Genomic DNA, 13,483 nt, shown 5'->3' with positions numbered 1-13,483 from the left:
TGTCCGCCCCCTTCACCCCGGACCAGGCACGGCCTGGACCGAAAACGGAGAAACCGCGCATCGCGCGGTTTCTCCGACGGGCCTGTGGCAAGACCACAAATCACCCCGCCAGCCGAAACGGCGGCGTTGGTGTATATGGTTGCGACGTTTTTCATGGCGACAGCGCGCATCGCGCGCTGTCGCCGCGCGTCCAGGGTGAAACCCCGGCGCGCCGCTCACTCAAGCCTTGCTGAGGAAGCTCTTGACCTGCGACTCGATCGCGCTGCCAGGCACCACGAAGGGCTTGTCCGTAATGTCCACGGCGAACGCCTGGCCCGTGATCGTGTAGACGCCCTTGACCGTGCCAGCCGGGGTGGGGACCGAGAAATCACCCTTCTTCTCGTCGCCGCCGAACTTGCCGCCCGCCTTCTCGATGGCGCCCCTCGCCTTCGCGATGATGTCGACCGCGGCGCCGGGGAAATTGACCGAGAAACTGTGCTTTGCCATGTCGTATACCCCTGTGGTTATGCGCCGCGCGGAGCCTCCCCCTCACGGCAGTGGGGAACCTAATCCGTTCCCGCGACGAAATCCACCCCGAACTCCCTTGTCAACTTATCGAAGTGATTGGATAAGAGGGCGCAGGCTCGGGGCCCCGGCTAACTCCTCTTTTTCTCGGCGTCGAACGTCTCGACGAGTCTCCCGCTGCCCTTGTCCACGACCTCACGCTCGTACCAGGGACGGCTCGCGCGCTCGCGGTACTGGTAGATGAGCCACGCCCCGAGGAGCAGCGGCACCACGCTCCAGGCGAGGTCGTGGACCGTCAGGTGACCCCCGATTGTCGTGCTCGACGCGAACGGCCCCTCGACGAGCCGCACAGGCACGATCTGGCCCTCGTGCATCCAGGCGAAGTCTTCCGGCTCCACCTCGTCGTCGACCGAGAGCCCGTCCCGCGGCGTGAGCCATACCCGATAATGGTGCGTGAGGGTGTCGTCGCTCTCCGTGACGTAATGGTCGAGCTTGCGGATGGTGGCCGTCGTGTCCGTGCCGGCCCAGCGCCGCACGTGATAGCCGAGGAAGAGGAGGTGGAAGGTGATCGCGGTGAGCGCGATCCACATCGCCCAGCGCCCGTGAAAGCGGGCGCGCTCGTGGAAACGCTCGCCGAGCGGCTGCGACGAGAGCAGCATGCGCCCGCTGCGCGGCGCCCGGAGCACGTACCCCTCGCCCCCCGTTCGATAGTCCGCCGCCGGCTGCGCCTCCGGATCCGGCGCGCGCGAGAGCACCCCCGCGGCGTACACGCGCTCGCCGGGCGTGAGCTCGGCGTACCGCGTGCGGGCCTTCAGATCGACGCGGAGGAGCCCGTCCATTTCGTCCACGAGGAAAACGTCGTCCCGCGGCTCGATCCGCACGCGATGGCCGGACGCGAGGCGCAGGTAAAATGGCGCGACGAAGACCCGCCGCTTCTTTTCGGTCCACTTGTGCGACCACACGCCGGAGCTCTCGGACTCCTCGCCTTCCTGATCCACCTCGACGCGCACCGTGGTGTCCGACCCCTCCGCCCGCTCGACCTTGCCGAAGAGCACCGCCTCGCCGGCCACGAGCTGCTTCTCGCCGTCGAACGTGGCCTCGGCCGCCCGCGCCTCCGCGCGCTTGCGGGCCCGCGCGAGGAGCGCGACGCCAGAGGCCACGACGAAACCCAGCGTACCCACGCCGTCCACGAGGAACGACGAGAGCATGGGGCCGATGTGGTTGTCCGACATCAAATCCGGCATGACGTCGACGTTACCACACACGCGGGCCGAGCTGGGGCCTCGCTGCGCCCGGAAACCCCCTTGACACCGGCGACCCCGGGGAGTTTGCTCCTCGCTCGCCTCCGAGGCGGCCCGCGGGGGGCACGTCGGGGGGTGAGACACGCTGCGGAGGAAATCGCAATGGTGTACGTGCCGCCCAACCAAGAAGGCTCCAAGGTCGCGTTCAAGTCCCGCTATGGGAACTACATCGGCGGTGAGTGGGTCGCCCCGGTGAAGGGGGAGCATTTCGAGGACATTTCCCCCGTGAACGGCCGGCCTTTCTGCGAGATCCCGCGCTCCTCCGCGGAGGACATCGACAAGGCGCTCGACGCCGCGCACGCCGCGCGCGCGGCGTGGGGTCGCACCTCGCCGACGGATCGCGCGAACATCCTGAACAAGATCGCCGACCGCATGGAGCAGAACCTCGAAAAGCTCGCGGTCGCGGAGACGTGGGACAACGGCAAGCCCGTGCGCGAGACGCTCGCGGCCGACCTGCCGCTCGCCATCGACCATTTTCGTTATTTCGCGGGCTGTATTCGTGGCTCGGAGGGCACGATCGGCCAGATCGACGACACCACCGTCGCCTACCATTTCCCCGAGCCGCTCGGCGTCATCGGCCAGATCATCCCCTGGAACTTCCCGCTGCTCATGGCCGCGTGGAAGCTCGCGCCCGCGCTCGCCGCCGGCAACTGCGTCGTCCTCAAGCCCGCCGAGCAGACGCCGGCCTCGATTCTGCTCTGGGCCGAGCTCGTCGGCGACCTCCTGCCGCCGGGCGTCTTGAACATCGTGAACGGCTTCGGCTTCGAGGCCGGCAAGCCGCTCGCGTCGAGCCCGCGCATCGCGAAGATCGCGTTCACCGGCGAGACCACGACGGGCCGCCTCATCATGCAATATGCCTCGGAGAACCTGATTCCGGTCACGCTGGAGCTCGGCGGCAAGTCGCCAAACGTGTTCTTCGAGGACGTCTTCGCGCAGAACGACGATTTCGCCGACAAGGCGCTCGAAGGGTTCGCCATGTTCGCCCTGAACCAGGGCGAGGTCTGCACCTGCCCGTCGCGCGCGCTCGTGGCCGAGAAGATCTACCGCCAGTTCATCGAGCGCGCCGTCGAGCGGACGAAGAAGATCAAGCAGGGCAACCCGCTCGATCCGACGACGATGATCGGCGCGCAGGCGTCGAGTGATCAGCTCGAGAAGATCCTCTCCTACATCGACATCGGCAAGAAGGAGGGCGCGAAGTGCCTCATCGGCGGCGAGCGCGTGCGGCTCGGCGGTGATCTCGACAATGGGTATTACGTCGCGCCGACGATCTTCGAGGGCACGAACCGGATGCGCATCTTCCAGGAGGAGATCTTCGGGCCTGTCGTGAGCGTGACGTCATTCAAGGACGAGGCCGAGGCGCTCGCCGTCGCGAATGACACGCTTTATGGTCTCGGCGCCGGCGTGTGGACGCGCGACATCAACACGGCGTATCGCATGGGCCGCGCGATCCAGGCGGGCCGCGTGTGGACGAACTGCTACCACCTCTATCCGGCGCACGCGGCGTTCGGCGGCTACAAGCAGTCGGGCATCGGGCGCGAGACGCACAAGATGATGCTCTCGCATTACCAGCAGACGAAGAACCTGCTCGTCAGCTACAGCCCGAAGGCGCTGGGGTTCTTCTGATGGAAGCGACGGCCCCGCCGCGCGTCACGGCCACGGAGGCGGCCATCGGCCTCATCCGGCGGCTCGTCGTGCGTCACGGCCCGCTCATGTTCCACCAATCGGGGGGCTGCTGCGACGGCAGCGCCCCGATGTGTTACCCCCGTGGGGAGTTCAAGGTGGGCGAGCGGGACGTCTTGCTCGGCGAGATCGAGGGCTGCCCCGTGTACATCGGCGGCGCGCAGTTCGAGCTGTGGAAACACACGCAGCTCGTGATTGACGCCGTCCCGGGCCGCGGGGCCGGCTTCTCGATCGAATCCCCCGAGGGCATGCGATTCCTCACGCGATCGAATGTCTTTGGCGGGGACGAGCTCTGCGCGCTCGACGCCGTCGGCGTCAGGCGCGGCCCGCAAGGCTGAGCACGGCATACCGTTCGAAGAGCGCCCGCAGCCGGTCCGCCTCCGTGCGGAGCGGCGTCCTCCCCTCGAAAAGCACCTCCACGGCCCTGTCGAGCCCATCGTGGGCCCGCGAAAGCTCCTTGGGCATTCCCCGCGGATCGTAAAGCTCGCCGAGGCTCTTGCCCGGGAACGTCCTTCGCGCATCGAGCACGGCGCGGGCCGCCTCCTCCACGCGGCGGCGGCCTTCGGCGTCGGGTTCGGGGAAGGGGAACGTGCAATAGGTGAGGTGCGGCGCGATGCTGATGTCGCTCTTCATGCGCCCGGCCACGGCGCGCACCCAGGCCATGAACATGCTCGATTGCAGCATCCCGAAGAGCCAGTCGTCGGCGCCGGGGAACGTGATCAGCTTGTTGCCGGCGATCACCTCCGGATCGAGGAACGCCGCGGGGATCACGCGGCGGTTTTCCGAGGAGACCTCCGGGAGCGCGAGGTAAGGGACGGAGGGCTGCCGGATCTGCGTGAACAGCCAAGGTTTGTCCGCGAGGTCCCGCACCGACGGCGTGCGCGACGCGAGGCGTAGACGGCGAATGGCCTCGATACGCCGTTGCAGAACCGGAGACGCCGTGATCTCCTCGGGGCGCACGCCTTCGAGCCAGAGGCAATGGCGCGGCTCGTCCCAGAGAAACGCCGACGCCTGGAGATACCGCCGCACGTAACGCCGGGCCACGGGATCGGCCATCACCGCGGCGTGGTCCTCGGGCTCGACGACGAGGTGGCCGCCGTCGGTCGGCTGGTTGCCTTTCGTGCCCGCAGGATAACCGGCGCCGAGCGGAGTTTTTCGTTTTCGCGGCACGACGTCCGGCCCGTCGGCGAGATACACATTGATGTTCGCCGCCGCCCGCTCCACGGGTTCGCCCCGCGGATCGGGGTAATCGAAGATCCGGCGCGGCCCGGTGTCCCCGCGGGAAAACCCGAGCACCACCACGTGGACGTTCGCTTTCCCTCTCGATGCGCTCGCCCAGTGGAACGTCCGATGCGCGAAATCGATCCGAACCCCGTACCGGCAGAGCAGCGGGCCGAGGCTCCGCGCCTGCTCGCCCTGGGTCAGGGAGTTCGTGGCGACGAACGCGAATCGGACGGGGTGGCCCGCGCCGTACGTGATCGCGCGGGCGATGAACGCCGCGGCATAATCGAGCCTGCCGGCGTGGATCCCGCGCGTGTCGAGCGGCTCGAAGGCGAGGCGGCGATCCTCCTGCTGTTCGGGGCTCATCCAGGCCATGCCCACGAAGGGCGGATTTCCGAAGACGAACGACGCGCGCTCGGCGGGCAAAGCGTCGTTCCAGTCGATCCGCAGCGCATTGCCGACCGTGATGCGCGGCGCTTCGTCGCGCGGGCCCACGATGTCGTGGCCCTCGGCCTCCTGTTCCAGCGCAATCCGCGCGGCGTTCGCGGCGCGCGCGTCGATCTCGATCCCGCAAAATTGGTCGAGCCGCACCCGGCGCGGCAGGGCCGTGCCCCGCGCGCGGAGGCGAACGAGGGCCTCGATTTCGAGCCTGCGTACTTCTCGGTATGCAACCACGAGAAAATTTCCCGCGCCGCACGAGGGATCGAGGAAACGCAGACCGAGGAGCCGCTCCACGAACGCGTGAAGCGCGGCGGCCGTGCGCGCCGCGGCGAGCGAGGCTTCGAGCGCGTCGAGGAAAAGCGGCCGGATCGTGCGGAGGATGAACGCCTCGTTCGTGTAATGCACGCCGAGCTGCCGGCGCTCGGCGGCGCTGATCGTCTCCTCCACGCGCTCGGGCGCTCCGGTCACGGGCGCCATGATGTTCGTCCGTCCTCCCGTGCGTCAAGGCGCAACGCGGGGGAAGGGCCCCAAGGAAAAATCACTGGATCACGAGGGCCGAAGGGGAGGATGCTGCGCGCGCTCATGCAGAACACGCGACTTCCCCTGCTGCTCCTCCTGTTCACCGCGGCCTGCGGCGCCTCGTCCGAGGCCACGAAAGACCCGGCCACGCCCGCCTCCGGTTCGTCCGCGGGGAGCCCCGACGAGGCCGCGGATCCTTCCGCGACGAACGTCGACGTCTTCTCCTTCGGGTGGAAAGTGCCTTGCCGCGTCCCCGTCCTGCGCGTCTCGGAGAAGCGGGGCAAGACCGCGAAGATGCGCTTCTTCGTCGCAGCCCGCCCTGCCAAGAACGACAGGATCGAGGTCCGCGTCGAGGGCACCGAATTCCTCGAGATCGACGGCGAGGACGCCACCACGCCCGAGGCCCAGGAAAAGCTCGCCCCGGTGCTCCCGCTGCTCAGCATGCCCGTGCCCATGATCATTTCGGCCGAGGGCGAGTACCTGGAGGCCCGCGAGCTCGATCAGGTCATCGAGCGGCTGCTGGCCACGCCGGCGATCACCAAGAACCCGAAGCTCTCCGCGTTCATGGCGCAGGCGCTCCGCTCGCCGCAGATGCAGGCGCAGCTCGCCGCCTCCGTGGGGGACGCCTGGAATTCCTGGGTCGGCGCGTGGATCGGGCTCTCGAATTCGCCGGGCGAGGTCGTCGAGGCGGACGACGTGGTCCCGGCCGGCGCGGAGAAGGTCCCTGTGCGCATGCGCTTCGAGCACCACGGCAAAGTCCAGGGCGACGACGCGCTCGTCCGCGTGTCGATCACCCAGACCCTCGCGGGGGAAAAGGCCGAGCAGGGACTCGCGAACCTCCTCCGCGAGGTCGCCGGACCCCATTTCCCCAAAGACATGCCCATCGAAAATCTCCGCCGTATCACGCGCACCGAGGCGGAGACCGATCCACGCACGCTCCGGCCTCGTCACGTCCGGTTCGAGCAGACCGTCGATTTGACGATGGGAGGAAAATCGCAGTCGACACGGGAGTTCAAGGACGACACGTTCGACTGGTCCCGCGCCGAGGGCTGCCGCTGACCCCTGCCGTCTCGCCGAGCGCTGTGATAAAAAGCGGCATGCGAAACGACGGAGACCTCTCAGCGCTCCTCCTCCTCGCGGCCGCCCTGGGCGCCGCCGGGTGCACGACCGAGGAACGACAGTTCGTCAGCATTTGCGACACGGCGCTCCTTTGCGACGACTTCGAATCGTACGCCGACAGCGACAAACCCGGCGGCAAGTGGCGCACCGTCGAGGTGGGAGGGTCCGTCGTCGTCTCCTCGGAGAACGCCCGGAGCGGCTCGCGCGCGGTGAAGGTCACGGCGACCTCGACTGCCATGAGCGGCGATTTCCGAACCGTGATGCTCGCGCTCGACGACACCTCGGTGCTCCCCCCGGAGGGAAACGTGCTTTATGGTCGGGCGATGTTGTTCGTCGAATCCGTGCCCATGGAGCCGGGGGGCATCGGGCTCGTGACGGCGCAGGGGCGCGTCCCCGGACAGAACTACAAGGCCTATTACCGGTATGGTGTGCACCATCCGGTCTTCGATGCGATGGGATCGTTCCTCGGCAGCCAGCTCACGGCGTTTTACGACACGCCCGATTATTACGAAGATCCCATGAGCGCCCCGCACACGGCGTGCTGGGCCCACTCGCACGAGGTGACCATACCCGTGGGGCGGTGGACGTGCTTCGAATGGAAGTTCGACGGGCAGAACAACGCGATGCAGCTCTCCGTCGACGGATATGGCGTCCCCGGCCTCGCCGTGAAGGAGACCGGGGACGGCTGCACGAACCCGGACACCCCTGCGGCTCCCTGGACGGCGCCGCTCTTCTCCGAGATCTACCTCGGGTGGGAGTCCTATCTGCCCGACGAGGCGCGCGCGATCTGGATCGACGACGTCGTCCTCGCCACGCAGCCGATCGGTTGTCCCGAATGAACGTTACTTCTTGCCCTTGAACGTCCAGTCGTACGAAACGACGGTCGCGTCGTTTTTCGTGGTACCCGTGACCTCCATCGAGAGGGCGCCCGTGCCGTCGAAGTTCAGCGTCGCCGAGAGGGGGAGCTTGCCTTCCCAGTTCGCCACTTTGACGTCACACGTGTTTTTCACGACCACGAGCGTCGGCGTCGACGCCTCGCCCTTCATCTCGCAGGACGCGAATTTCACGGTGTAGCCGCTCGCGTCCTTCGCGACCGTCACGGTCGCGTCGGGCACCTTGCGCGGCGGCGACTCGTTCTTGGCGACGTCCGTCGTCTGCGGGACGGCGATCTTCACCGTACCGGACTCCGTGGCCTCGCCCTTGTACGTGCCCGAATAATCCGTGCCACAACCGGCCGCGCCGAGGGCCCCCACCGCGAGAAGACCGAAGAGAATTTGGTGTTTCATCGTGCCTCGTTCGATGCACCGAAGACCCAAGCACCTGGCGTGCCGGGCTCGCTCGTCGCCCTACATACACCAACCTGGCCGGTGTTTCACCCCTCGCGCGTGGTGCGGCCCCGCGCGGCGCGCAAGACACGCGCGGCGGCGCAGGAGATGCGCGGCGGGCGTGCCCTTCGTCGTTGAGTCGGGCGCGCGCGATCTGGTAGGTAAACGAAGGTGAGCTTCAAGGAATACGACGACCACGACGCCCTCGGCCTCGCCGCGCTCGTGAAAAAGGGCGAGGTGAGCCCCGCCGAGCTGCTCGAGGAGGCGATCACGCGCGCCGAACGCGTGAACGGGCGGCTCAACGCGATCGTGATCGGCATGCACGTCATCGCGCGCGCGCGGGCGCGCGGCCAGCTACCCGACGGCCCCTTCCGCGGCGTGCCTTTCCTCATGAAGGACATGGCCACCGCGTATGCCGGCGTGCCGCTCCAGGCCGCGAGCCGCCTCTATCGGGGCAACGTCCCGGCCCACCACGCCGAGCTCACCGAGCGATTCCTGCGCGCCGGCCTCGTCGTCTTCGGCAAGACGAACTCCCCCGAGTTCGGCATCCTGCCGACGACGGAGCCCGAGCTTTATGGCCCCACGCACAACCCCTGGCGCCTCGGCTACTCGCCGGGCGGATCGAGCGGCGGCGCGGCCGCGGCCGTCGCGGCGGGGATCGTGCCCATGGCGCACGGCGGCGACGGCGGCGGCTCGATCCGCATCCCGGCCTCGTGTTGTGGCCTCTTCGGCTTCAAGCCGACGCGCGCGCGAAACCCCGTCGGCCCCGACGTGAGCGAGAGTTTTTACGGGTTTGCCGCCGAGCACGTCCTTTCCCGCACCGTGCGCGACAGCGCGGCCGCGCTCGACGCGACGGCCGGGCCCGAGGCGACCGCGATGTACCACGCGCCCGCGCCGTACCAGGGGTTTCTGGCCGCGCTCGGTTCGCCCCCCGAGAAACTCCGGATTGCGTTCACGAGTGATCCGCTCCTCCACGGCGCCGAGCCCCACCCGGACAACCGGCGCGCCGTCGAGGAGACGGCAAAGCTCCTCGAAAAGCTCGGCCATCACGTGGAGCCGGCGCGGCCGCGCTTCGAAGCGCGCGAGTTCGCGAAAGGGTTTTTCCTGCATTTCAGCGCGCTCGTCGCCGCCGAGATCCGCGCGGCGGAGGCCTTCCTCGGCCGCCCCGCGAAGCGCGAGGACGTCGAGCGGACGACGTGGCTCCTGAACCTCGTCGGCCGGAGCACGGACGCGGGGACGTTCGTGTATTACCGGCGCAAGCTCTTCGACGTGCAGCGCGCGATCGCCGGGTTTTTCCAGGACCACGACATCCTGCTCACGCCGACGATCGGCAGGCCGCCCGTGCCCCACGGGACACTGCTCGCGAAGGGCCTCGAGGAGGGCATGCAGGAGCTCGTGGCGCGGCTCGATCGCCCCGAGCTCCTGCGGCTGCCGCGCCTGCTCGACATGGCCGTGGACCGCGCGTATGCGTTTTCCCCATTCACCCCGGTCTTCAACGTGACGGGCCAGCCTTCGGCGAGCGTGCCGCTCCACTGGAATGCCGACGGTTTGCCCATCGGGACCATGCTCACGGCGCGCTTCGGCGAGGACGCGCGCCTCTTCCGGCTCTGCGCGCAAATCGAGGAGGTCCAGTCCTTCCGGGCGCGACGAGCCCCCGTGCATGCCGCTGCGTCGCCGGGTCTCTCGTGAGCTGATCCCGCGAAAAGGGCCCCTCGAAGGCTCCCGTCCCCGCGGCGGTTCGTGATAAACACCGGCGGTGCGAGTCACCCAACGGCAAGGCCTTTATGCGGGCGTGGCGATCATCTCAGCCGCGGGCATCGTCCTCCAGATCGCGCTGACGCGGCTCTACTCGGCGCTGCTCGGCCATCACCTCGCCTTCCTGGCCATTTCGCTCTCGCTCTTCGGCATCGGCCTCGGCGGCGTCCTTTTGTACGTCGCCCCCGCCCTGGTCCGCCCGACGCACCTCCTCGCGCGCCTCGGGCTCTTCTCTGGCCTCGCGGGCCTCGCCTCCGTCGTCGCCGTCGTGACGCTCCTGCATACGCGCCCGATCGAGACGATCGACCTCGCCGTCCTCGGGCGCCTCGCCGGGACGTACCTCGTGACGTCGATCCCGTTCGTCTTCATCGGCATCGTGGTGGCCGCGGCGTTGCGCCACGCCGCGGCGGACGTGAGCCGGCTCTACCTCGTCGATCTCCTGGGGGCTGCGGTGGGCGGCGCCGGATCCATTCTCGCGCTCCGGGCGGGCGGCCCGCGCGCGTGCCTCGTCGTCGGCTTGCTCTGCGCCCTCGCCGCGCTCTTCTTCGCCCTCGGCGCGCGGCAGGCGGAGGGGCCGTATGGGCCGCAACGGCCCGCGCCCATGTCCGTCATCGCCACGTTCGTCCTCAGCACGTGTGTGCTCTTCGCGGCCGATCTGCGCGTGCCTTGGCTCGTGCTCGGCGAGCTGCGCTGGGTCGACATGAAGCGGGTCGAGTTCCAGCAATGGAATGAGATGGCGCTCATCACCGTCGACAGACCCCAGGACGGAATGGCCTGGATGCGGATGGACGCGAGCGCCGCCACGGCCATCCTCGCGCCGGACAAGACGCCGCCGCTCCACCCCGATGAAATGGCGTATGTCCTGCACCGGGATCAGGGGCCCGTGCTCGTCATCGGGGCCGGAGGCGGGCGCGACGTCCGCGCCGCGCTCAAGGCGGGCCAGAAGGACGTGTTCGCCGCGGAGATCAACCCCACGATCGTCAACGGCGTGATGCGAGGGAAATATCGCGATTTCAGCGGCGGCCTGTTCGAGAAGCCCGAGGTCCACGTCTCGGTCGCCGACGGCCGCAGCTTCGTGCGTCGCTCGCCGGTGCAGTTCCGCAACATCGTGATCTCGCTCGTGGACACCTGGGCCGCGGCCTCGGTCGGGGCGCTCGCGCTCTCGGAGAACAGCCTCTACACGGTCGAGGCGTTCCGCGATTTCATCGAGCGCCTCACCCCGGAGGGCACGCTCCTCGTCAATCGCTGGGACAACGAGTTTCCCCGTCTCCTCGCCCTCGGCGCGGCCGCCCTGCGCGAGACCGGCGCGGCCGAACCCAAAGACCACCTCTTCGCCTGCGGCAAGGAGCGCTCGACCTCGCTCCTCGTCAAGCGCACGCCGCTCACGCCCGAGGAGATCGCCTCGCTCCGCGCCCATTGCCAGACGAACCACTTCTACGAGGTGTTCGCCCCCGACGCGCCCGGCAATGATCTCCGCCGCCGCCTCGCCGCCCTGCCCGACGCGAGGCAGGCATGGCCCGACGCCCCGACCGACCTCACCCCGCCCACCGACGACCGCCCCTTCTTTTTCTACACCGTGCCCGCGCGCCGCCTCGCCTCGGTGCTCGGCAGCCCGAGCGAGCGGCAATTGCAACACGGGCTCCTCACGCTCGTGGGCTTGCTCGTCACGAGCGCCGTGAGCGCGGCGCTTTTCCTCCTGGGCCCGCTCCTCGTTCGTCGTGTCTCCATTCTGCGGGCGCCCGATCGGGGCCAGAGGCTGCGCGCGCTCCTCTTTTTCCTCGGGCTCGGCGCGGGGTTCGTCTACGTCGAGGTCGCGCTCGTGCAGTATTTCGTGATGTACCTCGGGCACCCGATCTATGCGCTCTCGACGGTGCTCGTGGCGCTTTTGCTCTCGACGGGCCTCGGGAGCCTGCTCACCGCGCGGATCGGCGTGGAGCGCGCGCAACGAGCGGCGCGCGCGCGGGCGATCTTGCTCGCGGCGCTGCTCGTGATCTACGCGCTCCTGCTCGGCCGTGTCCTCGGCCTCGCCGTGAGCTTGCCCTTCGGATTGCGCCTCGCCCTCACGCTGGCCCTCCTCGCGCCGCTCGGGTTGCTCCTCGGATCCCAGACGCCGCTCGGCGTGCGGCTCCTCGACGCACGCGCGGCCGAGCTTCTGCCCTGGTGCTGGGGGCTCAATGGCGTGGCCAGCGTGGTGGCGACGGCGCTGGGGACGCTCGTCGCCATGCACGCGGGGTTTCGGTGGTTGCTCGTGGCCGGCGCCGCGACGTATCTCGTGGCTGCGCTCGTGGTGCCGGCGAGAGCGGGCGAGGAGAAATCGTCTCAGCCGGGCGTGTAGAGGACCGGATACACGACCGAGGTCTCCTTCGTCGCCGCGGGGAACACGAAGCTCTGGGCGGCGTCCCGCATGCACGTCTCCATCGACCGGAGCGCGGCCGACTCCGCGGTGGCCTTCAGGCTCGCCACGTGCCCGTCGGGGTCCACCTTGAAATCGAGCAAGATCCGACCTGACGCCGCTGGATTCGTCTGGAGGACCGCCTCGTAACAACCCCGGAACGCGCCGAAGTGGCTCCGCACGACGGCCTGGATCTCCTCCGCTTCGAGGGATTCGGGCACATCGACGCTCGTCGCTTCGAGGGGCAGCTCGTCCATCCCGGCGAGCGTGGTCTCGACGTTGTCGAGCTGGGCGAAGCGCGGCGCCGCGATGAGGATCACGGGCGGCGCGCCCTCGCGTTTCTTCGCCGCCACGAGCCCCTTGCCCTTCGCGAGCCGCGCCTTGATCTCGGCCGAAGGCAGCGGCAACGCGGCGTCATACCGCGCGGGGATCTCGCCGCCTTCGAGGTCGTAATAATAAACGACGAGCGACGACGCGAGCTCGGCGCGCGCGCGGACAATACCGACCCACGACGTCTCGCGGTTCGTGGTGCTTTGGACGTTCACCTCGCACGTCGGGCACGTCTTCTCTTTTTCGGCGCGCAGCGCGCCATCCACGTTGAACGTGCCGATCCGATCCCCCGAGACTTGGCGGTCGCCGCCGAACACGAGCACCCGCACGCGATACCGACCGCCCGCGTCGGCCGGGAAATACTTCGCGAGCTCGGCCGCGAAGATCGAGACCGGCGGCTCGGCCGGGGTGAGGCGGCGCTTCGGCGTGTCCTCGCTGCCCGTGAGCAGCTTGCGGAGGCGTTTCTCGGCCTGGGACGAGAAGGACCACTCTCGATCGCCCGCGTGGTTCGCGAGGAGGGCCTCGACGGCGCTGATCGCGCCTTCCATGTCGCCGTTGGCTTCGAGGGCGCGGCTCTGCACGAGCGTCGCCTCGTCCTGCTCGGTCGCCGTGGCGGCGGGATGCGTGAGCGCAGTCACGATCTCATCGAGCGCCTGCTTCGGATCCTCGCCCCGGTCGAGCGCGCGCGCGACCCGCTCGATACGAAGCGCGACCGACGCCTCACCGGCCGGCGCCGCCTGAATGGCGGGCGCCTCGGTCCCCTCGGTGCCTTCCCCCGCGCAACCGAGCACGAACGTCGAAGCCAAGGAAACCAGCGCAAAACCACGGCCGAATCGCTTCATCATGATCGAGACCTCCTGTATGGCTGCCATCGCGGCGCCGTCTGGAGACCACGA

The 13,483-nt window shown here is 68.7% G+C and carries 11 protein-coding genes; 6 read left to right on the top strand and 5 right to left on the bottom strand.

The genetic code is table 11. The annotated features are described in order from the left end of the window. Positions 1–219 precede the first annotated feature (219 nt). Together E8A74_RS42220 and E8A74_RS42215 are read right to left on the bottom strand one after the other, a co-directional pair. Positions 220–486: a hypothetical protein gene (locus tag E8A74_RS42220; RefSeq protein ID WP_136934803.1), complete on the bottom strand. Its 267-nt coding sequence runs from the start codon at positions 484–486 to the stop codon at positions 220–222. Positions 487–635: 149 nt separating this feature from the next. Then, entirely contained in the window at positions 636–1,748 is a 1,113-nt protein-coding gene (locus E8A74_RS42215; protein ID WP_136934802.1) for a hypothetical protein, read from the bottom strand. 159 nt (positions 1,749–1,907) lie between these two features. On the opposite strand from E8A74_RS42215, the gene adh reads away from it, so the two are divergent. Continuing rightward, entirely contained in the window at positions 1,908–3,428 is a 1,521-nt protein-coding gene (gene adh / locus E8A74_RS42210; protein ID WP_136934801.1) for an aldehyde dehydrogenase, read from the top strand. Then, on the top strand, positions 3,428–3,823 hold the full coding sequence (locus E8A74_RS42205; protein WP_136934800.1) for a DUF779 domain-containing protein: 396 nt from the start codon (positions 3,428–3,430) through the stop codon (positions 3,821–3,823). The genes adh and E8A74_RS42205 overlap by 1 nt, the downstream gene beginning before the upstream one ends. Here E8A74_RS42205 and E8A74_RS42200 read toward each other — a convergent pair. Then, entirely contained in the window at positions 3,801–5,624 is a 1,824-nt protein-coding gene (locus E8A74_RS42200; protein WP_136934799.1) for a DNA methyltransferase, read from the bottom strand. The genes E8A74_RS42205 and E8A74_RS42200 overlap by 23 nt on opposite strands. 105 nt (positions 5,625–5,729) lie before the next feature. On the opposite strand from E8A74_RS42200, the gene E8A74_RS42195 reads away from it, so the two are divergent. Beyond that, complete coding sequence (locus E8A74_RS42195; RefSeq protein WP_136934798.1) at positions 5,730–6,725, top strand: hypothetical protein; 996 nt, start codon at positions 5,730–5,732, stop codon at positions 6,723–6,725. A 38-nt stretch (positions 6,726–6,763) separates the two neighbouring features. Beyond that, the gene (locus tag E8A74_RS42190; protein ID WP_136934797.1) at positions 6,764–7,624 is read left to right on the top strand and encodes a hypothetical protein; all 861 of its coding nucleotides are present in this window, start codon (positions 6,764–6,766) and stop codon (positions 7,622–7,624) included. A 3-nt stretch (positions 7,625–7,627) separates the two neighbouring features. Here E8A74_RS42190 and E8A74_RS42185 read toward each other — a convergent pair whose 3' ends face one another. Continuing rightward, positions 7,628–8,071, bottom strand: a complete 444-nt coding sequence (locus E8A74_RS42185; RefSeq protein WP_136934796.1) for a hypothetical protein — start codon at positions 8,069–8,071, stop codon at positions 7,628–7,630. Between the two features lie 210 nt (positions 8,072–8,281). On the opposite strand from E8A74_RS42185, the gene E8A74_RS42180 reads away from it, so the two are divergent. Continuing rightward, entirely contained in the window at positions 8,282–9,799 is a 1,518-nt protein-coding gene (locus E8A74_RS42180; protein ID WP_269749929.1) for an amidase, read from the top strand. Between the two features lie 67 nt (positions 9,800–9,866). Continuing rightward, on the top strand, positions 9,867–12,200 hold the full coding sequence (locus tag E8A74_RS42175; RefSeq protein WP_136934795.1) for a spermidine synthase family protein: 2,334 nt from the start codon (positions 9,867–9,869) through the stop codon (positions 12,198–12,200). Here the strand turns inward: E8A74_RS42175 and E8A74_RS42170 are convergent. Then, a complete protein-coding gene (locus E8A74_RS42170; protein ID WP_170229783.1) occupies positions 12,185–13,432 on the bottom strand; it encodes an AgmX/PglI C-terminal domain-containing protein in 1,248 nt (415 codons plus the stop codon). The two genes, E8A74_RS42175 and E8A74_RS42170, sit on opposite strands and share 16 nt — an antisense overlap. Positions 13,433–13,483: the final 51 nt, after the last annotated feature.

The sequence above is a fragment of the Polyangium fumosum genome (genome assembly GCF_005144585.1).
Lineage (GTDB): Bacteria > Myxococcota_A > Polyangia > Polyangiales > Polyangiaceae > Polyangium > Polyangium fumosum.
This window is presented reverse-complemented; position numbering and strand designations above follow the sequence as displayed.

Bases quoted from the DNA above. Each gene is read 5' to 3' on its own strand.
- E8A74_RS42220 (WP_136934803.1), bottom strand. From the start codon at position 486: ATGGCAAAGCACAGTTTCTCGGTCAATTTCCCCGGCGCCGCGGTCGAC.
- E8A74_RS42215 (WP_136934802.1), bottom strand. From the start codon at position 1,748: ATGCCGGATTTGATGTCGGACAACCACATCGGCCCCATGCTCTCGTCG.
- adh (WP_136934801.1), top strand. From the start codon at position 1,908: ATGGTGTACGTGCCGCCCAACCAAGAAGGCTCCAAGGTCGCGTTCAAG.
- E8A74_RS42205 (WP_136934800.1), top strand. From the start codon at position 3,428: ATGGAAGCGACGGCCCCGCCGCGCGTCACGGCCACGGAGGCGGCCATC.
- E8A74_RS42200 (WP_136934799.1), bottom strand. From the start codon at position 5,624: ATGGCGCCCGTGACCGGAGCGCCCGAGCGCGTGGAGGAGACGATCAGC.
- E8A74_RS42195 (WP_136934798.1), top strand. From the start codon at position 5,730: ATGCAGAACACGCGACTTCCCCTGCTGCTCCTCCTGTTCACCGCGGCC.
- E8A74_RS42190 (WP_136934797.1), top strand. From the start codon at position 6,764: ATGCGAAACGACGGAGACCTCTCAGCGCTCCTCCTCCTCGCGGCCGCC.
- E8A74_RS42185 (WP_136934796.1), bottom strand. From the start codon at position 8,071: ATGAAACACCAAATTCTCTTCGGTCTTCTCGCGGTGGGGGCCCTCGGC.
- E8A74_RS42170 (WP_170229783.1), bottom strand. From the start codon at position 13,432: ATGATGAAGCGATTCGGCCGTGGTTTTGCGCTGGTTTCCTTGGCTTCG.